At 43.4% G+C, this 21,148-nt stretch carries 20 protein-coding genes and 2 pseudogenes; 15 read left to right on the forward strand and 7 right to left on the reverse strand.

Annotation, left to right across the window (positions count from 1 at the left end):
* Positions 1-741: 741 nt before the first annotated feature.
* A complete protein-coding gene (uxuA, locus tag ACRQ5D_RS20220) occupies positions 742-1,935 on the forward strand; it encodes a mannonate dehydratase (protein ID WP_256337561.1) in 1,194 nt (397 codons plus the stop codon).
* A gap of 83 nt (positions 1,936-2,018) precedes the next feature.
* Here the strand turns inward: uxuA and ACRQ5D_RS20225 are convergent, their stop codons facing one another.
* Positions 2,019-2,381, reverse strand: coding sequence for a nuclear transport factor 2 family protein (locus tag ACRQ5D_RS20225; protein ID WP_091175378.1), 363 nt, complete (start codon positions 2,379-2,381; stop codon positions 2,019-2,021).
* Between the two features lie 294 nt (positions 2,382-2,675).
* Here ACRQ5D_RS20225 and ACRQ5D_RS20230 point away from each other — a divergent pair.
* The 7 genes and pseudogenes from ACRQ5D_RS20230 (at position 2,676) to ACRQ5D_RS20260 (ending at position 6,524) form a co-directional block, all read left to right on the forward strand.
* Positions 2,676-3,109 (forward strand): annotated as a pseudogene (locus ACRQ5D_RS20230) (RNA polymerase sigma factor).
* Positions 3,110-3,120: 11 nt separating this feature from the next.
* Positions 3,121-3,612 carry an anti-sigma factor family protein gene (locus ACRQ5D_RS20235; protein WP_432326389.1) on the forward strand — a complete coding sequence of 164 codons (492 nt, stop codon included), beginning with the start codon at positions 3,121-3,123 and terminating at the stop codon, positions 3,610-3,612.
* Between the two features lie 35 nt (positions 3,613-3,647).
* Complete coding sequence (locus ACRQ5D_RS20240; RefSeq protein WP_431200274.1) at positions 3,648-3,935, forward strand: HEAT repeat domain-containing protein; 288 nt, start codon at positions 3,648-3,650, stop codon at positions 3,933-3,935.
* A gap of 14 nt (positions 3,936-3,949) precedes the next feature.
* On the forward strand, positions 3,950-4,315 hold the full coding sequence (locus ACRQ5D_RS20245) for a hypothetical protein (RefSeq protein WP_432326391.1): 366 nt from the start codon (positions 3,950-3,952) through the stop codon (positions 4,313-4,315).
* Positions 4,316-4,347: 32 nt separating this feature from the next.
* Positions 4,348-4,812: a hypothetical protein gene (locus ACRQ5D_RS20250; protein WP_432326393.1), complete on the forward strand. Its 465-nt coding sequence runs from the start codon at positions 4,348-4,350 to the stop codon at positions 4,810-4,812.
* An 11-nt stretch (positions 4,813-4,823) separates the two neighbouring features.
* Positions 4,824-5,648, forward strand: coding sequence for a DUF4097 family beta strand repeat-containing protein (locus ACRQ5D_RS20255; RefSeq protein WP_091175366.1), 825 nt, complete (start codon positions 4,824-4,826; stop codon positions 5,646-5,648).
* A 465-nt stretch (positions 5,649-6,113) separates the two neighbouring features.
* Positions 6,114-6,524 (forward strand): RNA recognition motif domain-containing protein, encoded by a 411-nt coding sequence (locus ACRQ5D_RS20260; RefSeq protein ID WP_091175364.1) that lies wholly within the window; start codon positions 6,114-6,116, stop codon positions 6,522-6,524.
* Between the two features lie 88 nt (positions 6,525-6,612).
* Here the strand turns inward: ACRQ5D_RS20260 and ACRQ5D_RS20265 are convergent, their stop codons facing one another.
* The gene (locus tag ACRQ5D_RS20265; protein WP_091175361.1) at positions 6,613-7,956 is read right to left on the reverse strand and encodes an FAD-binding protein; all 1,344 of its coding nucleotides are present in this window, start codon (positions 7,954-7,956) and stop codon (positions 6,613-6,615) included.
* Positions 7,957-8,208: 252 nt separating this feature from the next.
* Here ACRQ5D_RS20265 and ACRQ5D_RS20270 point away from each other — a divergent pair, with 252 nt between their 5' ends.
* The 4 genes and pseudogenes from ACRQ5D_RS20270 to ligD all read left to right on the forward strand — a co-directional run bounded on the left by ACRQ5D_RS20270 (position 8,209) and on the right by ligD (position 13,584).
* On the forward strand, positions 8,209-8,853 hold the full coding sequence (locus ACRQ5D_RS20270; RefSeq protein WP_176844579.1) for a carbohydrate-binding family 9-like protein: 645 nt from the start codon (positions 8,209-8,211) through the stop codon (positions 8,851-8,853).
* 31 nt (positions 8,854-8,884) lie between these two features.
* Complete coding sequence (locus ACRQ5D_RS20275; RefSeq protein WP_091175357.1) at positions 8,885-10,180, forward strand: sugar MFS transporter; 1,296 nt, start codon at positions 8,885-8,887, stop codon at positions 10,178-10,180.
* A 496-nt stretch (positions 10,181-10,676) separates the two neighbouring features.
* Positions 10,677-10,853 carry a DUF3606 domain-containing protein gene (locus ACRQ5D_RS20280; protein ID WP_091175355.1) on the forward strand — a complete coding sequence of 59 codons (177 nt, stop codon included), beginning with the start codon at positions 10,677-10,679 and terminating at the stop codon, positions 10,851-10,853.
* Between the two features lie 7 nt (positions 10,854-10,860).
* A pseudogene (gene ligD / locus ACRQ5D_RS20285) lies at positions 10,861-13,584 on the forward strand (DNA ligase D).
* Positions 13,585-13,854: 270 nt separating this feature from the next.
* Here ligD and ACRQ5D_RS20290 read toward each other — a convergent pair.
* From ACRQ5D_RS20290 to ACRQ5D_RS20300, 3 genes are all read right to left on the reverse strand, one after another.
* The gene (locus tag ACRQ5D_RS20290; protein WP_431198369.1) at positions 13,855-14,739 is read right to left on the reverse strand and encodes an IS3 family transposase; all 885 of its coding nucleotides are present in this window, start codon (positions 14,737-14,739) and stop codon (positions 13,855-13,857) included.
* Between the two features lie 5 nt (positions 14,740-14,744).
* Positions 14,745-15,053, reverse strand: coding sequence for a transposase (locus ACRQ5D_RS20295; protein WP_143020740.1), 309 nt, complete (start codon positions 15,051-15,053; stop codon positions 14,745-14,747).
* Between the two features lie 288 nt (positions 15,054-15,341).
* The gene (locus ACRQ5D_RS20300; RefSeq protein ID WP_091168283.1) at positions 15,342-15,848 is read right to left on the reverse strand and encodes a hypothetical protein; all 507 of its coding nucleotides are present in this window, start codon (positions 15,846-15,848) and stop codon (positions 15,342-15,344) included.
* A gap of 207 nt (positions 15,849-16,055) precedes the next feature.
* On the opposite strand from ACRQ5D_RS20300, the gene msrA reads away from it, so the two are divergent.
* From msrA to ACRQ5D_RS20315, 3 genes are all read left to right on the forward strand, one after another.
* Positions 16,056-16,664 (forward strand): peptide-methionine (S)-S-oxide reductase MsrA, encoded by a 609-nt coding sequence (msrA, locus tag ACRQ5D_RS20305; protein ID WP_090526174.1) that lies wholly within the window; start codon positions 16,056-16,058, stop codon positions 16,662-16,664.
* A gap of 142 nt (positions 16,665-16,806) precedes the next feature.
* Positions 16,807-17,181: a peptide-methionine (R)-S-oxide reductase MsrB gene (gene msrB / locus ACRQ5D_RS20310; RefSeq protein ID WP_432326398.1), complete on the forward strand. Its 375-nt coding sequence runs from the start codon at positions 16,807-16,809 to the stop codon at positions 17,179-17,181.
* A gap of 145 nt (positions 17,182-17,326) precedes the next feature.
* Positions 17,327-18,358: a class I fructose-bisphosphate aldolase gene (locus tag ACRQ5D_RS20315; protein WP_091168277.1), complete on the forward strand. Its 1,032-nt coding sequence runs from the start codon at positions 17,327-17,329 to the stop codon at positions 18,356-18,358.
* 47 nt (positions 18,359-18,405) lie between these two features.
* Here the strand turns inward: ACRQ5D_RS20315 and ACRQ5D_RS20320 are convergent, their stop codons facing one another.
* Positions 18,406-19,503, reverse strand: coding sequence for an alginate lyase family protein (locus ACRQ5D_RS20320; RefSeq protein ID WP_091168276.1), 1,098 nt, complete (start codon positions 19,501-19,503; stop codon positions 18,406-18,408).
* 7 nt (positions 19,504-19,510) lie between these two features.
* A complete protein-coding gene (locus ACRQ5D_RS20325; RefSeq protein ID WP_256337423.1) occupies positions 19,511-21,073 on the reverse strand; it encodes a M20/M25/M40 family metallo-hydrolase in 1,563 nt (520 codons plus the stop codon).
* Positions 21,074-21,148 lie beyond the last annotated feature (75 nt).

Consider the following 21,148-nt stretch of genomic DNA (forward strand, 5'->3'; position numbering starts at 1 on the left):
GCGCAAAGGCCTTGCGCACCATGCTTCGATTGGCTCAACATGGGCCGTTGAAAAAAGCACTTTTCCGTCAGCAGGTAAGCTTCGGGTGAAAGCGGGCAGAACAATAGTGGCCTTGAGCGCAGGAAGGGGCATAGCAAGTTTTTGCAGAAGCATTGGGAAAGCGCGAGCGTAGCGGGGCAAAATAATTGCAGCCCGTGGTTCTGCCCGTTTTGCAGGGCAAAGGCCGGCGCGACGGGCTGTGGAGTGGGTGAGCGCAAAGAAGCCTCCCTGCTGACTTGATTTTTGGGTACTTTTGTATCAAGACAAAAGTACCTGGCCCCGCGCGGCCAAGAGCGCGACGATGCAAGTTTGATAACAATAATTTCTTTTACCTGCCGTAAGGATCGCGCTGCATAATGAAAGGATTGAATGTGAGATTGCTCAAAGCTCAACCAGCACACAAAATTATTTGTAATTACCTGTTAGGCTATTAAAAAAATATAACGATTATTGGCGCGTGATAATTGCAGCTTGATATGTGTTTACTGACATGGCTGTGTCAGTGTTCAATTTTTAAAAATCAGGTGTTCAATGAAATAAGTTATTAAATGTTATTTTGTTGATTATTAGTGCTTTAGTTATTTTGCTGTAATATTTTGAACACTTAAGTGCTTGATTATCAATATTGGCTTTTTTTGAAGTGTTCAACCTTTCTAAAATTGAACACCCTGTTTTTGAATATTAAATCTACTACTATATAAAATGAGTGATACCAATACAAGCAATGCCTTCAGTATGATCAACACGATGCGTTGGTATGGCCCTAATGATCCTGTAAGTTTGGCCGATATCAGGCAGGCGGGATGTACAGGCGTAGTAAGCGCCCTGCACCAGGTACCCAATGGCCAGGTATGGACAATTGAGGCCATTAACGAGCGCAAGGCGATCATTGAAGCTGCCGGGCTTACCTGGGACGTAGTTGAAAGCGTACCCGTTCATGAAGCCATCAAAACCCAAACCGGAGACTACCTGCAATACATCGAAAACTATAAACAAAGCCTGCAAAACCTGGCCGCCTGCGGGATCCATATCGTTACCTATAACTTTATGCCTGTACTGGATTGGACGCGTACCGATCTCGCTTTTACAGTTGAAGACGGCTCAAAGGCCCTCCGCTTTGAAAATGCTGCATTTATAGCTTTCGACGTATTTATGCTCAAAAGAGAAGGGGCCGAACAGGAGTATACCGCCGATGAACTTGCCCGTGCCAAAGCCCGTTTTGGTGGCATGAGCGATGATGACAAGCAACTACTTCAGCGCAATATAATAGCCGGCCTGCCCGGTAGCGAAGAAAGCTTTACGCTGGATAAATTCAGGGACGCCCTTGCTGCCTATGACGGCATTGATGCGGAAAGGCTGAGGCAAAACCTGATCTTTTTCCTGCAGCAGGTTATCCCGGTTGCCGATGCCAATAATATAAAAATGGTTATCCACCCGGACGATCCTCCATATGCCATTTTAGGCCTACCAAGGGTAGTGAGCACCGCCGAACATATCAACGCGCTTATTGAGGCTGTACCTTCATTAAACAATGGTTTATGCTTTTGCACAGGTTCATACGGAGTAAGATCGGATAATGACCTGCCAGCCATGGTAAAACAATTTGGCGACAGGATCAACTTCATCCACCTGCGCAGCACCCGCCGCAATGAGTTTGGCGATTTTTATGAGGATAACCACCTGGAAGGCGATGTGGATATGTACGCTGTGGTAAAAGAGTTGGTGCAGGTAATGAAACAACGTAAATTAAGTATCCCTATGCGCCCCGATCATGGTCACCAGATGCTTGATGACCTTAAAAAGAAAACTAATCCCGGTTATTCGGCCATTGGCAGGCTGCGTGGCCTTGCCGAATTAAGAGGGCTTGAGCTGGGTATTATCCGCTCAATGGAATAGTGATCTTTATTGCTCCGAAGATAAAAACAAAAGGCCTTTGCGGAGAGCGAAGGCCTTTGTCATTTATTATTGGTTAGGTGCGCTTAGCCCATATTATAAAAAAACTGCTCGGCTATAATTTTTCCGTCTTTCACTTCATAAACCGCAATTTCATTCATTGGCATACGGCCACCTTCTTTATAGGTAACATCCATATCCATGGTTACCGCGAAAAAATTACCGGTAACAATCGGGTCAGATACCTCGCCGCTGTGAATCTCCTGAACCGAGGCATACCAATATTCTGTTTTGCCTTTAACTGCCTCTTTACCTTCAGTAAGCTCCATTGGCGAACCTTTTGGCTCCCGGCTCACAATATTATCTGCATAAAGCTCATCAATAGCCTGGGTATGATTGCCTTCGCGGCAATACTGAACTAATTTTGCTGCTACTTCGGTGGTGGTCATGATGTTATGGTTTTAATTGTTATTATAAAGTTAGTTAATTACACTTCAAACCAATTGCCTGTTTGGTTTAAATTTCTGTTAAGTTTGATCGCCAATTGCATCCTCCAAAAAAATAAAAATTTTCTGTAACCATTTTACGCCGCTGAAGTACTTAAGGTATATTACATAATTACAAACTGATTGAATACGCTTACAGACAATGCCATTATGCTAAAGGTGAAAGCCGGCGACCTTGACAGGATGGGTATGCTCTTTGAACGCTACAATCGGCAGTTGTATGGCTTTCTGTTCCACATGACCTACCAGCGCGAACTAAGTGAGGACATGGTACAGCAGGTTTTTTACAAAATGCTCAAATACCGGCACACGTTTACCGGCACCGGCGAATATATCCACTGGATGTACTCTATCGCCCGCAATGTTTTAAAAGATCACTGGCGCAAAAACAAACAGCAGGTACAACACGAGGGCGTGGAAGCGGCTGAAACCATGGCAGGGGGCCTGGTGCCGGATGAACAATTTGAAAAAAGCAAGCTAAGGCTGAGCTACATCGTGCCATGGAAAAGTTAAGTGAAAGCCAGCGCGAGATTTTGGCCCTGAGCCGTTTCCAGGAACTAAAATGCCAGGAGATAGCCGAAATACTGGGCATGACCGAAGGCACAGTAAAAGTGCGCATCCACCGGGCCATGCAGGAGCTTAAAAGTATTTATGTAAAAATGGAACGATAAAACAGTATAAGATGAAATGTGAGCTATATGAGGAACTGTTTACCGGTTGGATAAACAAAGAGTTAAGTCCTGAAGAAAGTGGGGCTTTAGAGCGACATATTGCAGGCTGTGCCAATTGTCGCGAAGAGCTGCAGGGACTTCAGCAAATGTGGGATGCAATGGGCCAAATCGAAACGCCCGAACCATCGGCCAATATGGGCGTGAAGTTTTATGCCATGCTGGATACCTACAAGGAATCTGTAAAAGAGCAAAGGAGTTTGTGGGCTGATATTAAATACCAGGTAAGCCGGATCTGGGAGTGGCAGCCACGCTGGCCCATGGCCTATAACCTGGCAATGGTTGTGATTTTAGTCGGCGCAGGCTACCTGTTTTTCGGTAAAAGCAAAAGTGATGACCAGGATAAACAACTGAAAGCCCTAAGCTCGCAGGTGCATGAGCTTAAACAAACCATGATGCTGGCCCTGCTTGAAAATCCATCAGCCTCCGAGCGGATCAGGGGGTAAGCTATACCAGCGAGATCAAGCATGCAGATAAGCAGGTGATAGATGCTTTACTGGCTACGCTGAACAACGACCCCAATGTAAATGTACGCCTGAGCACGCTTGATGCGCTGACACACCTTACCGGTTACCCGGAAGTAAGGGAAGGCCTCATCAAATCAATAGTTGAGCAGGATTCGCCGCTGATGCAACTGGCCATTGCTGATGTCATGCTGAAACTGCAGGAAAAACGATCAGTAAAATCATTTAAAGAACTACTGAAACAAAAAGGCCTTGATAATGGCGTTCGCGATAAAATCAAACAAACGATAACCCAACTTATTTAAAAATAAACCAAATCATGAAAAGATCACTATTACCTGTTTTAGCAGGTCTGGGGCTTTGCCTTGCCCAAATTTCGGCCCATGCCCAGGATTATAAAGAGCATATCAGTAAGCAATTCACTTTGCAGGGAGCGGCTTCGGGCACTACGCTGGCCATTTACAATATTTGGGGCTCTATAACCGTGCAGGGATATTCAGGCAACCAGGTATCAATTGAGGTAGATGAAACCATCCGGGGCAAAAGCGCTGGTGATGTAGAAACCGGTAAAAAGAAGTTAAACTGGGATTTGATCAAAAGGCTGATAGTATTATCGCTTACACGGCCGAACCCTACGATACCCGCCCACGCCGCAACTGGAACCGAGAGGATCGTCATCATATAGATTATACGGTAAAATTAGAGTATACTGTTAAAGTGCCCTATGGTATAAACCTGTGCGTATCAACCGTAAACGATGGTAACATTGAAGTTAATGATGTATATGGGGCATTAAAAGTAAACAATGTAAACGGCGGCATAACCATTGCCAATGCCAAAGGTACAACCAGCGCACATACCATTAACGGGCCGCTTAATGTAACTTACCTCTCGGTGCCACCCGATGCTTCAAGCTATTATACACTTAATGGTAAGCTTGAAGTAACTTACCCGGCTAACCTGGCAGCTGATCTTGAATTTAAAAGTATGAACGGACAGTTTTATACCGATTTTCCGGATGCAGAGATTTTGCCTGCAAGAGTAAGTAAAACTGAATCAAAAAGCGGCAGCAGCACTACTTACAAGCTTAGTAAAAATAATGGCGTACGTATAGGGGCAGGCGGAAAGCTATTTAAGTTTGAAACACTTAACGGCAATATTTATATCAAAAAACAACAATAAAAAATAACAACATGAAAACGATAAGATTTACAGGTATATTACTACTAACTGCGCTGTTAAGCACGAGGCTTTGGGCGCAGGACGGTGAAAAAGGGCAGTTAGTTGTGCCGTTAAGTGATCCGGGAAAGCCATATAAACTGGAAGTTGGACTGATTAATGGTTCAATAACCATAACAGGTTATGAGGGTAAGGATATTATTATTGATGCCCAGGCTGAAGAAAGAAAACACCGTGAAAAGGAACCGGCACCGGGCGGAATGAGGCGTTTATCGGCCGGGAGCAACCTGGATGTACAAGCCCAGGAAAACAATAACCAGGTAAACGTTCATGGCAGCCCTAATAAAACTACTAATTTGACTATTAAAGTACCCATGAATAGTACCAGCGTTAAATTGTCCACTGTAAATAATGGTAACATCAATGCCAGCAATCTGAGCGGCGACCTGGAAATACGGAATGTTAATGGCTATATCAAACTAAATAATATATCAGGATCTGTTGTGGCCAATACGGTTAATGGCAATGTTGAGGTTAGCTTTAAAAGCATTGATGCAAAAGCGGCCATGGCATTTTCAACGCTCAACGGCAAGGTTGATGTTACGTTCCCGGCAAGCCTTAAGGCCAATGTAAAGTTAAAATCAGATCAGGGTGATATATTCACCGATTTTGATGTGGTTACCGAGCAGCGCAAACCGGTTGTTACCAAAAATACCGGTGAAAAAGGAATGTACAGCCTGAAAATGGAGGATTGGGTTTACGGGAAAATAGCCGGCGGCGGTCCCGAATTATTGATGAAAACCACCTTCGGCAGTCTTTATATCCGCAAGGCAAAATAATTAAGCAGCGTTTAATAAGTTTTAACCAGGCATTACAATATTGAGGAACTATGGGTAATTTTATCAGCAATTTTCACCAGTTAACCAATAGTGCGAGGTGTTAACAGCAACGGTAAAAGAAAAAATCAAGCCGTGAATTCTCGAGCGATACCGATACTATATCAATCCTTTGAATAGCATCGATCCACAGTGATAATGCTCGTGTATATATATGCAGCTTAAGTAGCTAAATAAAGGGCAAGGGATTGATTATGAGTTGAGATAATATTTAAGACGCTAAAGAGGTTTGAATGGAAATAATCCAAAGCGATTTACTACACAATTAGTGTGAAAAAGCGTTCCGGGATAATATCCGGAACGCTTTTTTTGTAAATAAGCCTTTAACAGGTGGTTAAGCAATAGGCTAAACCATTTTTGTGCACTATATTTGCTGACTGGTTACCTATTGCAATTACTTGGTAGAGTATGATTAAGCTTTTTATCGTGGGTTTTCCGCGGGACATGGAAGAAATTGAACTTGTTGAACTGTTCAGTGCTTATGGCACGGTAAGCACCGTGCGGATAATTACCGATAAAGACAGCGGCATTAGTAAAGGTTATGGTTTTTTAGAAATGACTGATGAGGCAGGCGCTCAACGGGCAATTGACGCTATGAATGGTGCTACTATCGATGAGCGTGAGATAAGCGTGAGGATAGCAGAACAAAAGCACCAGCCGCAACAAAAGCAGCAATTTTCAAAACCTAAGCCCGGTTTTAACAAGGTAAAACCACAAGGTTACAATAAGCCCCGCTTTCCGCGCGAAAATAACCGCTATGAACAGCAGGAGGCTGCGGCCCCGGTAAGAGCAAAACGCCCGCGCAGGCAGCAGCCATAAGTTTTTTCGAAAAGCTTAAAGCAAAAAGCATAAGGCTAAAAGCTAATAAATTGATTTTTTAATTAGCTGCAGCCTTAGCCCATTGATTTCAGGAAGTATAAAGCTCGTTTGCTAAAAATTGGTTTCTGAATTTTCCATGCGGATCGTATTCGGCTACCAGAGCTTTAAAAGCATCCATCTTTTCGTAACGTGCTGCTAATGTTTTAGCAGGGATGGTAAAGATTTTACCCCAGTGTGGTTTTGCTTTAAACGGAGAAAGCTCCTGTTCAATTTGAGGGAGCAATTTCAACACAGCTTCTGTTTCCTGTTTCCAGGTAAAATGGATAGCCACCGATTTTTGATTATGGGCAGGGCTCATCCACAGGTCATCGGCGGCAATGGTGCGGATCTCGGTGATGAAAAGATGAGGGCCAATCTGCTTCCCTAATCGCGCCACTGCTTCGATAGCTTCAACGGCATGATCAAAAGGCACAAAAAACTCTGATTGTAGCTCCTTTCCGCTGCTTGGTGTAAAGCCCATTTTAAAATGCGGCAACCGCTCATACCATGGCCCCGGAACGCCCATTTGATCGGTGCAGTTTTCGGCAGAGAGCCCTATAATTGGGTGCAGGTTTTTTGTAGCTGCTTTTGCTCCGTAAAATTCCTTCAGGTTTTCGTCTTTATCGGTACCCATCCGGCTTTTTATCCAAACTTCGTTAATATCGTCACTTTGCCAGTCGGTAAACAGGCTAACACTATACCCGGCCGAAACAATTTTTTCAAAATGCTGCTTTAGCTCGCTCATAGGCAAGCCTGTAAATACATGCTGTTTCATCATGTAAGTTGGTTGTATTTGCAGGGTAACTTTGGTGATTACACCCAATGCTCCAAGCCCAACCACGGCCGCATTTAGCTTTATCGCATCTTTTGCTTTTGAAAGATGAACGATACTGCCATCGGCTTTAACAATTTCCAGCCCCACTACTGCGCTTGATAGGTTACCGTTTTTTACGCCCGAGCCATGTGTTGCCGTTGTAATTGAGCCGGCTACTGATATATGGGGCAACGAGGCGAGGTTATGCAGCGCAAAGCCCTCTTTATCGAGATGCGGGGCAAGCTCGCCGTATTTTATACCTCCTTCAACCGTAACTGTATGATTTTGCTTGTCGATGGATACCACTTTGTTCAGGTCGCGCGTGGAGAGCAGGTTATCTTTACTGTCTGCGATATTATTAAAGCAATGCCTGGTGCCCAATGCTTTTATTTTATCGTACTTATTAATGAGCTGCTGTACCTCTTCAACCGATTTTGGGTAAAATACATTGCCTGTGCTGTAAGTTAAATTACCCGACCAGTTTTGCAGGCGGGGTTGTTGCGCGAATGATTCGAATGATGATAATAAGGGAGACGCCATCAAGGTAGTACTTAATCGAATGAAAGTTTTTCTTTTCATAACAAATTGGTTAGTACAAGGTAGCTAATTATAAAGTAGAACTGAAAGAGAAATTGCAGGTGGTTCTCCGGTAAGCACGAGGATTGAAAAGTTTTTATATTTTTTTAATAAGTAAATTTAGATTATTAAAAAATTTATAAACTTTTTGTTTATTTTGGTAGAAAAATTAACATTAGCCTGTTAATTCTGCATGAATCATTGATTTGGAATGCGCTTTTGATAATTTGAAACTAAACATTTTATAAAATAACAGTGAAGGAAGTTTACGCCCCCTTTATTCCGGGTACTTACAATGAAAATAACCTTGATGAGCTATCGGTTTTACTCGAAAAAGGAGAAAAGTACGCTATCGATAATCTTTTATGGAGCGATACCCAATATTTTCCATCAGTTAATTTTTCAATAGCTCATGTCAAAAACGGTGTAGCCCTAAAATATTTTGTAGAGGAACAATATACACAGGTAACTTATAAAGCTGTAAATGATCCGGTTTATAAAGATAGCTGCGTGGAGTTTTTTATAAGTTTTGCCGATGACCAAAATTACTACAACCTGGAATTTAATGCCCTCGGGACTGCATTGGTTGGCTTTGGTAAAGACCGCAATGGAAGGCTGGCTGTACCTAATGATACGGTGAGTGGCATAAAAGTATTAAGTAAGATAAATTGGGCTGAAGATTTAGCCAGTTTTAATAAATGGGAGTTAACGTTGCTGGTTCCTTTTGATGTTTTTATTTATCATGATATTCAAACATTGAATGGCATAACCAGCCGGGCAAACTTTTTTAAATGCGGCGATGACCTGCCCGAACCGCATTTTATAAGCTGGAGCAACATAGATAGCCCCGTACCTGATTTTCATTTGTCGCAGTTTTTTGGTACGGTAAAATTCATTTAAAATAAAATACCTCTAAATAAAATAATATACTATGGCCCAGGCAACAAGTTCAGTAATCGAATCGCCGGTAAAAAGATCAGCGATAAACCCAATTGTAATTATCGGTGCTTTATTTTTCATTTTTGGTTTTGTAACCTGGATGAACGGAACACTCATTCCCTACTTAAAAATAGCGTGCGAGCTGACTACCAAGGAAGCATATTTTGTAACTACAGCTTTTTATATTGCTTACGTTGTTATGGGTATTCCCGCCGGAAAAACCATCAAAAAGTTTGGATTTAAAAACGGGATGGCCATAGGCTTGTTTGTAATGGCAATAGGTGCATTGATATTTATCCCCGCTGCAATGACCCGTACTTACGGGATATTTTTAATTGGCTTGTTTGTTCAGGGCACTGGGCTAACCGTGCTGCAAACCGCTTCAAACCCCTATATCACTATTTTGGGGCCTGCCGAAACTGCTGCCCGGCGGATCAGTATCATGGGGATCTGTAACAAGATCGCCGGCGCTTTAGCACCTGTTATTTTGGGTACTGTAGTACTCGCCAATATTGATTCGATAACCGAAAAGCTTAAAACTTTAAGTGCAACAGAAAAAGCACTGGAGTTAAATGAGCTGGCATCAAGGGTGATTATGCCCTACAGTATCATGGTGGTAGTTTTGATTTTGCTGGCCATCCTTATTTATTTTTCATCATTACCCGAGATCAACACCGAGCATGAAGACGAAACCGTAGCTGCCGCAAATACCAATAAAACAAGTATTGTACAGTTTCCGCATTTGATGCTTGGCGTAGCAACCCTGTTTGTTTATGTAGGTGCCGAAGTTATTGCCGGCGATTCAATTTCACTTTACGGCACTTCTCAACATATCCCATTATCAACAGCTAAATTTTTTACATCATGTACTTTGATCTCCATGATCGTTGGTTACCTGGTTGGTGTTTTCTGTATCCCGAAACTTATCACACAACAAAAAGCGTTGGTAGCTTCGGCAATTTTGGGTCTCATTTTAACCATTGCAACATTGTTAACCCACGGCTACGCATCGGTATTTTGTATTGCATTGCTTGGTTTGGCCAATTCGTTAATGTGGCCTGCTATATGGCCGCTGGCATTGGCCGGTTTAGGCCGCTTTACTAAAATAGCATCTTCATTATTGGTTATGGGCATTGCAGGTGGCGCTGTTTTGCCCCCGCTCTATGGTTATTTTTCGGAAAAGTTTTCGGCGCAGTCTGCCTATATTTTGCTTATTCCTATTTACCTGTTTATCCTTTTTTATTCTACAATAGGGCATAAGGCCGGCAGGCAAAACATAAAAGCCTGATCGTAACATTCTTTTAAGCGTTTTATCTAAAAGCCTGGGAAGCGAAACTTCTCAGGCTTTGTTGTTTGAAACTGTCCTGAATGCGATTTAAAAACTGTTTGTAGCATCAATAAAAGGGCGGGTGTTTATCACTAATAATCGTTAAACAATCGTCGATACTCGAAATATGGTGAATTTTAATTAGTGGTATTGATGTAACCTGTTGGTATTTAAATAGTTGTAAAATGGCACGCGGTATGCTTAAGTTTTACACAGCAAACCAAATTAAAATATCTAAAAAAATAACTATGGAAACGTTTATATTCTGGGTAACCCGCTTGGTATTGCTTGCCTGCCTTGCTGTACTGGTTTACATGATGATGCCAAACTACGCCGACCAAAGTGATGGGTGGGAGTAACCATCTGCTGATTAATAAATTTTAGTACAATAATTTATTAATTAATAATCAAACCTTTAATTGGCCGATCTGTTAATATATCAATCATAAAACTAATCATGAACAACGGGAACAAAGCGGGATTGCATGACAACAGCATCATCAATACCAGCGAAAATTATGAGGTTGAGTATTGGGCAAACAAATTTGGAGTTCGCCCGGAAAGGTTAAAAACAGCGGTACGTGCCGTTGGGAATTCAGCCGTCGCGGTAGCCAAATTTTTGAACAACAAATAGCACCACTATGAGCCTGGAAAAGTATGCAGAAAAACGCGATTTTAGCAAAACCCGTGAGCCCAAAGCGGGGAGGAGCAAGGACAAAGACCACCTGATGTTTGTGATCCAAAAGCATGATGCTTCGCGTTTACACTATGATTTCAGGCTTGAAATGGATGGTGTACTTAAAAGCTGGGCCATACCCAAAGGCCCCTCAACCGATCCTAAGGTCAAGCGCCTTGCTATGATGGTTGAGGATCATCCATTTGACTACCGGAATTTTGAAGGCCTGATCCCCAAAGGTGAGTATGGCGGCGGTACCGTTATAGTTTGGGATGAGGGTACTTATGAGCCCATTGAAGAGATCAAAGGCAAAAAAGCCCAGGAAAAACACCTGCTTAAACAACTCGAGGCAGGGTCGGTAAAGATCAAACTGCATGGCGAGAAGCTGGAGGGTGAATATGCCCTTGTTAAAACTCATGGTATGGGCGAAAACGGCTGGCTGCTCATTAAGCACAATGATCAATTTGCGTCGGTTAAAGATATTACCAAAAAAGATAAATCTATTCTTTCTGGAAAAACCATTGAAAATATGGAAAAAACCAGCGAAAAGGTTTGGCAGCACGGGCATGAAGAGGATGTAGAAAAGCCTGAAAAAACAGGTAAAAAAAGTCCTGAACGAACCCGTTGAACAACTGGAAAAGAAAGTGGACACTAATGATACGGAGGATTTTGATGTTGAACAACTACTAAAAAAAGCACCTGAATCAAAAGCGCCAACTAAGATAAAGCCAATGAAGGCCACCCTTGTAGACGAGCCTTTTGATGACCCCGATTGGCTTTACGAGGTTAAATGGGATGGCTACAGGGCCATTGCCGTGATCGACAAGAAAGGAGCGGAGCTGATCTCCCGTAATAATCTTCCTTTTGATAAATATTATCCAATTAATAAATTACTGAAAGACTGGCAGATCAATGCTGTAATTGATGGCGAGATCCTGGTATTGAATGATAAAGGTGTTTCCGATTTTGGAGCGCTGCAAAACTGGCGGAGCGAGGCCGATGGCAATTTGGTTTATTATGTTTTCGATATCCTTTGGTATGAGGGTAAAAACCTGATGGGATTGCCCCTTAAACAACGCCAGGCTATCTTAAGTGCGGTTCTTCCCACCAATGATGACCGCATCCGTCAAAGCAAAGTTTTTGATACAGGTGGGATCGAATTTTTTAACGCCGCCGAAAGGATTGGACTGGAAGGTATCATCGCTAAAAAAGCCAGCAGTGTTTATACTTCCGATCTTCGCTCAAAAGAGTGGCTTAAAATAAAAGTGCAACGCAGGCAGGAAGTGATCATTGCCGGCTTTACCAAAAATGCGGGCACTTCCAAATCGTTCAGCGCGCTGGTGCTTGCTTTATATGATGATAAGGGTAAACTACAGTATGCCGGTAAAGTGGGTACAGGCTTTTCTGATAAACTGCAGAAAGAAATGATGGAACAGTTTAAGCCGCTTATTACCGATAAAAGTCCGTTTGAAGTGGAGCCTGATGTGGATAAGCCGTCAAGGTTCAGGCCGCAGCGATTAGGGGCCAAACCCACCTGGCTTAAACCCGAATTGGTTTGCGAGGTGGCATTTGCTGAAGTGACCAATGATGGAGTGTTCAGGCAAGCCTCTTTTAAAGGGATGCGTAGCGATAAAAAAACAAAAGATGTTGTACTGGAAACTCCGAAACATACCGCCGAAACCGTTGAGGAAGCCGAAGGAGCTGATAATGATACACACGCTAAAGCCATTAAGCCCGTGAAAAATACTGACCGGAAAACCCTTCTTAATCCTAAAGATGAAACCCAGGTACGCAAAATTTGCGGACATGAGCTCAAATTTACACACCTGAGCAAAGTTTACTGGCCCGAAGATGGTGTAACCAAGCGGGATATGTTCAACTACTATTACCAGGTCGCTGAATATATTTTACCTTATTTAAAGGATAGGCCTATGTCGCTCAACAGGTTTCCTAATGGCATTCATGGGCCAAGTTTTTACCAAAAGGATGTGAAAGGTAAAGCACCCGATTGGATTACTAAAACTTTCCCTTACACCACCAGCGAAGGGGAACATAAAGAATATCTGGTAGGTTCTGATGAATCTTATTTACTATGGATGGCATCACTGGGATGTATTGAAATGAACCCCTGGTTTAGCCGGGTACAATCGCCGGATAATCCTGATTACTGCGTGATCGACCTCGATCCGGATAAAAATACGTTCGACCAGGTTATTGCGGCCGCTTTGGAGGTAAAAAAGTGCTTGACGCTATAGATGTACCTTCATACTGTAAAACATCGGGATCAACAGGGATGCATATTTATATCCCGTTGGGCGCGAAGTATGATTATGATCAGTCACAGATGTTTGCGCGGCTCGTGGTGGGCATTGTTCATAAGCAAATTCCCGATTATACAAGTTTGGAACGTATGGTAGCCAAGCGAAATGGTAAAATGTACCTTGATTTTCTGCAGAACCGTCCGGGAGCTACCGTAGCGGGGCCGTATTCCTTAAGACCTAAACCGGGCGCTACTGTTTCTATGCCCCTGCATTGGGACGAAGTGAAACCTGGGCTCACCATGAAAGATTTTACCATTTTTAATTCCATCGACCGCCTTAAAGAAACCGGCGACCTTTTTAAAGGTGTACTGGCAAAAGGCATCGACCTGGAAAAAACTATTAAGAAGGCGAAGAGTGTGTTTGAGTAGAATTTAATAGATTGTGATGCTGAGTGTTTAAACCCGGAGGCCTCTGAAGGTGAAATGACAAAAGATGGCCTGTCAGTCTGAGCCTGTCGAAGACCCGTGCGCAGAGGCCTGCCCGCTGGGGTGTGATGGTTTATCCGGACAGTTGATCTGTCATGATTTATAAAAGTAAAAATAAATAACTTGTTGTTTGTTTGTGGTGTTGAAATGTGGGAAACTCGGAGAGTTTTCCATATTTCAACACGTTTTTCTTTTTTTGCTTCTTTTTTCTTTTTATCGGGCCTCCGCTTTTTGTGGATAACTTGCCTTTCGCTCAAACGCCATCGGGCTGATATAGCCTAAGGCTGAATGTCTTCGGATAGGGTTATAGTACATTTCAATATATTCAAATATCTCGCTGCGGGCATTTTCTATATTTTCAAAAGAGCCGTCCTGCAATAGCTCGGCTTTAAACCGGGAGAAGTACGATTCCATAAAAGCATTGTCATACGGATTGTCCGCATCGCTCATGCTTTGTAGTACATGACACCTGGCAAGCCATCGGCGGAATATATTCCCTGCATATTGTCCGCCACGATCTGAATGAACGATCAACCCCTTATCAGCTTTACGATTGCTATAGGCCTTCTGAAACGCCTCCAGTACAAGGGCCTCTTTCATGTGGTGCAACAACTGCCACCCGATCACTCTGCGGGAAAACAGATCCATCCATACCGCCAGATAGCACCAGGATCCTTCTCTTAGCGGGATATAGGTGATATCGCCAACCCATATCTGGTCTATCCCTGATGGCGGTAACCTGTCTTTCAACCGGTTGGGGCTGATTGGATATGGATGTCGGCTATCTGTTGTCCGGGGCACAAATGATCTGGGTTGAATCGCTTTCAATCCATTTTGATGTAAGATACGCCGTACCCGGTAATGACCTATCTTTAATCCCTGGTCTGACAACTCCGGGACTAACCTACGGATACCATAACGGTGTTTATGTAACCGGAAGGCTTCAACTACCTGCGCTTCGATCTTCTTTTGAACTGAGCATTCAGCCTGCTCATCCTGCTTACGATAGGCATAGTAACAGCTCCTGCTCACCGATAATACATCACACATCCTTATCACCGGAAAAAACAGCTCCTGTGATAAAATAAAAGCGTACACCTGCTTTAAGTTGTCCGGCTGAAAATGCCCAATGCTTTTTTTAAGATATCCCTTTCCTGCTCCACTTCTCGCAGACGTACCTTCATTCGTTCATATTCTTCTACCGATACAATCGGCGTTTCTGACCCTGGCGATTTCAGCGCCGATGATCCCGTTGTTTCTTTATAACGGCTTTTCCATTTGTGGATCAAATTCTCCCTGATCCCCAACGAAGCGGCCACGTCCACAACCGAACGACCACTAAAAACCATCTTCAATACATCCGACCTAAAATCCGCATCGTAAACACGGCGGCTTGACTTTTTCTTGTCCATTGATTTGCTAAGTTAAGCATCTCGACTGTCCGGCTTTACCGATGCATCTCACGCCATGCTTCGACGGGCTACCCATGACACCCGTTTTAAGTTGTCATGGGTGGGAACGAAGCATCTTCTTCGCCCTGTATAGCAGTTTTGCTTATCGAAGAAGATCTTGTGCTATCGCTGCCATTGACAAGTTGGCAATATGCTGATTATCAGATACAAAAAAGTCATCTGCAATGCGATCATTTGTGCGCAAATAAACCCTACTCAGGGCGACAATCGGTTAAATTCAATGCTGTTTCACGCCACAGCAGCCGATAGTATTATCCCATTATGCGCATTCACTACACCGTTGGCATAGCCATTATTATCTATGAACATCTTTTCGTTCTCTATCAGGAAATGCGCTCCGCCAACAAAGAAATTTCCTTTAATGGTTAGTACACGGTCAGGATGCTGCGCGTGGATCTCATTCAGCACATGGCTTGATAAACCGCTGTATTCATGCGGATCGAACTGATACACATCCAGTACAGGCTCCGCGTGTCCGGGTTGAAATATCTTAACACGGCCTTTAGTTACATCAAGGCGTATATCAGCGCCGTTTTCATTGGTATTAGCACTTATCCTGATCGTTTCGCCGTTAGGAGCGTTAATATTGGCCTCGATGGTAAGCACTTTGCCCTTTTGCTCATTATAAAATGAAAGGATCCTCAAAAACTCAATATTACTAAGCCCATCGCTATAAGTAAGCGTATTTTGCTCGCACAAAAATATGGTAGTCCCAAAAATGAATGCATGTTTCATGACGGAAATTTTAATTGGTTAATTGATATTGATACAATTAGCAAAATCTCAAAATGTTTTAAATTTCCATTATTCTTTCGAAGTAAAACAGCATGTTTTGTCAAACAACTATCACAAAGCATTAATATGGTAATTTTGCTCAACGCTCCCCGTGTTTTTTACGTTAGTTACTGCAAATACGCATCGTATAAAACCTATATGTTATACATGAAAAAAATAACTTGTTTCATAGCTGTACTGTTAACGGCTTGTTTTTCTGTTTCGGCATCTGCCCCTAAAAAAGTGTTAGATACCGCTACTTTTGCTACAGGGTGCTTCTGGTGCACCGAAGCTAAATTTCAGCAATTAAAAGGGGTTGAAAAAGTGATCTCCGGATTTTCCGGCGGGCATGTGGCCAACCCATCCTACGAGTTGGTTTGCACTGGTACAACCGGTCATGCAGAAGCTTGCAATATCATCTACGACCCAGCAAAAATTACCTATGACGAGTTGCTGGCTGCATTTTTTGTGGCGCATGACCCAACGCAATTAAACAGGCAGGGTAATGATGTAGGCACACAATACCGGTCGGCTATATTTTATCATAATGCCCGGCAAAAGCAAAAGGCCCAATATTACATCACGAAGCTGAACGCCGAAAAAGCCTATAAAGATCCGATAGTGACACAAGTGGTGCCATACAAAGCTTTTTACAAGGCCGAAGACTATCATCAAAACTATTTTAACCAGAATGGCAGCCAACCATACTGTAAATATGTGATCCAGCCCGAACTGGAGAAGTTTAAAAAAGTATTTAAAGATAAACTGAAGCAATAATGAAAGCGGTATTTATGATAGCAGCGCTGTTGTTTTTTACAACGGGAATGTTTGCACAGCAGGCAAAGACAATAAAGGGGCACGAAAATAATCCTTATTACTCCAATACCGATACCCGGCATTTAAATGTATCGAACGCCGAGTGGAAAAAATCCTGCCGCCTGCTTTGTACGCCACTGCAAGAGAACAGGAAACCGAACGCGCATTTACCGGTAAATACTGGAACAAGGATACTAAAGGCACTTATTACTGCGCGGTATGCGGCAACAAACTTTTTCGCTCAGATGCCAAATTTGCAAGCGACTGCGGCTGGCCGAGTTTTTACGAACCCGTGCGCAAAAAAAGTGTAATTTATAAAGAGGATAACTCGTACGGCATGCAGCGTACCGAGGTGATCTGCGCCCGCTGTGATTCGCACCTGGGGCATATATTTGATGATGGTCCGCCGCCAACACATAAAAGGTTTTGTATGAACTCCGTTTCTCTTGATTTTGTACCTGAAGGATTTGGACTGTAAGCTGGCGTGACAATTATTAACGACCGGTTCGTTACATCAATTTACCTGCTAAAGTCATCCACAAGTAAACCTGCAATATTCTCTTTGCCGCTTGAAACAAGTATGAATTAACTTGTGTTATTCACCAATAATCAAGCAATCACTTATGGAACTGCAAAGCCTGAAATATATCGCAAAACAGCTTATGGCCGGTAATAAAGGCCTTTTGGCAATGGACGAAAGTACTAATACCTGTAACAAACGTTTTAAAGCGCTGAATATCCCGCAAACGGAAGAATACCGCCGCAAATACCGCGACCTGATCGTGAACACGCCGAAGCTGGAAGAAGCCATTAGCGGGGCCATTTTGTTTGATGAAACCATAAGGCAAAGCACCCCGGATGGTAAACTGTTTGTTGATATCCTGAAAGAAAAAGGAATTATCCCCGGTATCAAAGTGGATGAAAGTGCAAGGGACATGGATGGTTTCCCTGGTGAAAAAATAACTGAAGGATTGGACGGTTTGCCTGAACGCCTGGCCGAATATTATAAAATGGGCGCTCGTTTTGCCAAATGGCGGGCGGTTATAACCATAGGTGAAAATACTCCAACAAGTGGAAGCATCAAAGCCAATGCTTTTCTGTTGGCCCGCTACGCGATTATTTGCCAGGAGGCAGGTATTGTGCCTATTGTGGAGCCCGAAGTTTTAATGGATGGAGATCACTCGCTTCAAACTTGTGCTGAAGTAACTAATGAGGTTTTGCATGCTGTATTTAACCAGTTGTACCAGCAAAGGGTAAATTTTGAGGGTATGATATTAAAGCCCAATATGATAGTGCCTGGTATTAAAGCTGCCCAACAGGATAGTGCTGATGTGGTGGCCGATGCTACCATCAATTGTTTTTTACGCTGCGTGCCTGCCGCTGTGCCCGGTATCGCGTTCCTTTCTGGCGGACAATCTCCCGAACTGGCATCCGAGCGGTTAAACGCTATGCATGTACGCTTTAAAGATAAAATGCCCTGGGCATTAACTTTTTCATATTCAAGGGCTGTGCAGCAACCTGCACTGGAAAAATGGGGCGGTAAAGATGAAAATATTGAAGAGGCACAAAAGCTGTTATATGAACGTGCCCATATTAATACAGTAGCCCGTGATGGCAAATATACACCGGAGCTGGAGAAGCATCCAGTAGCATAAAACAAAAACGCCGCCTTTTTTCGGGCGGCGTTTTTGTTGGCTTGTTTTTATAGTCCCTTAACTTTGTAATGGGTATAGGTGGTAAATCCTAAAAACGTATTATCAACAGGCACGCCAAGCGGCGCCTGTAAGCCTCTCAGATAATTTAGGTTATCAGTATTATAATGACCATAGGCAACCTCAACGCCCGGGAAAATCCGGCTGTTTAAGTTGCAGTAATCGCAGCCGGTTTTCTGCTCATAGGCTTTCCGCATAAAATCATATCCAAGACTGATGTTTTTATTGCCGATCTTCCATAAACTATTATCTCCCTGTATTTTGGCAATAGCAGCAGCATATGCGTAAGCTGTTAACGAATATTGATAATGCACGCAGTCTTTACGTACGCAAAGCTCGGGTAGGGTACCATCCGGTTGAATGATATTTGACAATTCTTTTACCAACAAATCGTGCCCGGCACGATAAACGGAATCCTGATCTAAAAACACACCGATGGCCATTTTTGCATATCCTGCAGAGGCATCCCAGTTGTTTTTATAATCGGGGATCTTGTTGATGTAATTATCTTTTACATTGATAAGATATTTACTGAACTGTTCAATATCAGCAACAGCCCATCCGGCAGATTTACCCTGCACCTTATAATATCTGATGATTTCGGCAGCAGCCACAAAACTTGGTGTTGTCCATGATGCTTCCAGATCGGGCTGGTTGGGGGTGGTTTTTCCTTCAAGCAGACCATAGTCTTTAAATGCATATGCCCAGCCATTCAGTAAACCAATTGCCTTTTTTGCATAATCAGCGTTACCGGTAGCAGCCCAGGCCAGTGCGAGAGCGTAAACCAGTTCGCAATCTTTTCTGATCTGCGTTTTTGACGGTGATGTAGCCCCATTTGAACCTACAACGATGGTGGATGGGAATGATGCCGGGTACTCATGATCTTTAATAAAATCCAGCACTTTTTGATAGGCTGCTATACGCATTGTATCACCGGCCTTTAGTTGTGTGCTGATGAGGTCCAAACTGCCCCTGGTATTTAAAATACCAGGATGCACAAATTTGGTTTTATTGTTTTCCTGTGCTTGCAAACTAAAGCTTAAGAGCAGCAACAGGAATGTAAATAAGGCCGTTTTATTATATCTCATCTTCAGCCTACTTATCCAATCCGCCGCGGCGCGTTGCTTTAACCTGTGCAGGCCATTTAATGCCTTCGGTTTTGGTGTTAACGGTTTTTTGCGGGTCTTCGCTGGCCATGTAAGCCATGATTGCAGCTAAAATGGCATTGTTTTTCAGATCGTCGAAAACAACTTTATCATAAGTATCGCGGTTGGTGTGCCATGTATATGATCCGTACGACCAGTTAAGCGAACCCAAAGAAAAGCCGGGCGCGCCAACAGCTACAAACGATGCAAAATCAGACCCGCCACCGCCTGGCTGACCAGGAAATACGGTTTTGATCCGGTTTTTGATCGTATCAGGTACAGCGGCAAGCCATCTGCTTAAATAATCCTTAGCTTCCACAAAACCCTGCCCGGTAAGGTTTACCACGCGGCCGGTGCCATTATCCTGGTTAAACAAAGCTTGCAGATTACTAACAATTTCGGGATGGTCCTCAACAAAAGCGCGTGAGCCGTTCAGGCCTTCCTCTTCGCTGCCCCAATGGCCTACTAATATGGTACGTTTTGGGTGTGGATAGAATTTTTTCAGCAGGCGCATAGCTTCCATCATGGTCAAAGTACCTGTACCGTTATCGGTAGCACCCGTACCGCCATCCCACGAATCAAAGTGCGCGCTCAGCATTACATACTCATTGGGTTTTTCGGTGCCTTTGATTTCGGCAATGGTATTAAAGGTTGGCACTACACCTAATTCTTTTGATTCGCAATGAATACTAATCACCGGTTTGTTGCCCGATTCACTCAGGCGGTAAAGCATGCCATAATCTTCCAATGCAATATCAACCGTAGGCACGATTTTGGTATAGGCAGCAAAGATCTTATCAACCCCAAATCCGGCCGACCAGTTATTGGTCAGAATACCTGCTGCGCCAGCATTTTCCAACGCCACGGGCAAAGTTTTATTGGTAAACCCGGTTTTGCTGATGCGTTTTTTCCATGCATCGGTTTGGGCGGTGCGTTCGGCTTTCATTTTATCAAATGATTCCTTCAGGGCAAACTCCTGCCAGTTATAATCGGGCCTGCCGGTTGGCTGGAGCATGGAGATCATTACAAATTTACCCTTTACATTGGGGAGCCATTGTTGAAAGGCTACCGAATCGGCCACATCCGGTAGGATAATTACCTCGGCAGTAGTGGTCTTTTTGTCCATGCCCGGGCTCCAGGCCAGTTGCGTGCCTTCTAATGATTTTGCCCTTGGCGATACCATATCAATATGCGAGATCCCGCGTTCCCAGCCGCGCCATTCGCCCCATTTTTCGTTTTTAGCCTGGATGTCCCAGCTTTTGTATTTAGCAACTGCCCAGTCGTTTGCCTGTTTCATTTGCGGCGTACCAACCAAACGGGGGCCGATACCATCAAACAGCTCATGCGCCAGTTTTTCCAGTTGCGAATTGGTGGTTTCTTCGGTCATGATGCTGTTGATAACCGGGTTAGTTGATTGTGCCGAAGCTATGCCGCTGCAAAGCAGCATGCCCAAAACAAAAGGCCTTGCCTTGTTCCAAAGGTTGTTGCAGGTATAATGGTAAATATGTTTCATAAGGTTAAAAATATGAAAAAGCGGATGAGGTAATACGTTTTATCTTAAATGATATTGGTAAGTAACATAAATATT

It is taken from the genome of Mucilaginibacter sp. P25 (genome assembly GCF_050859465.1).
In the GTDB taxonomy this organism is placed as follows: domain Bacteria; phylum Bacteroidota; class Bacteroidia; order Sphingobacteriales; family Sphingobacteriaceae; genus Mucilaginibacter; species Mucilaginibacter gossypii.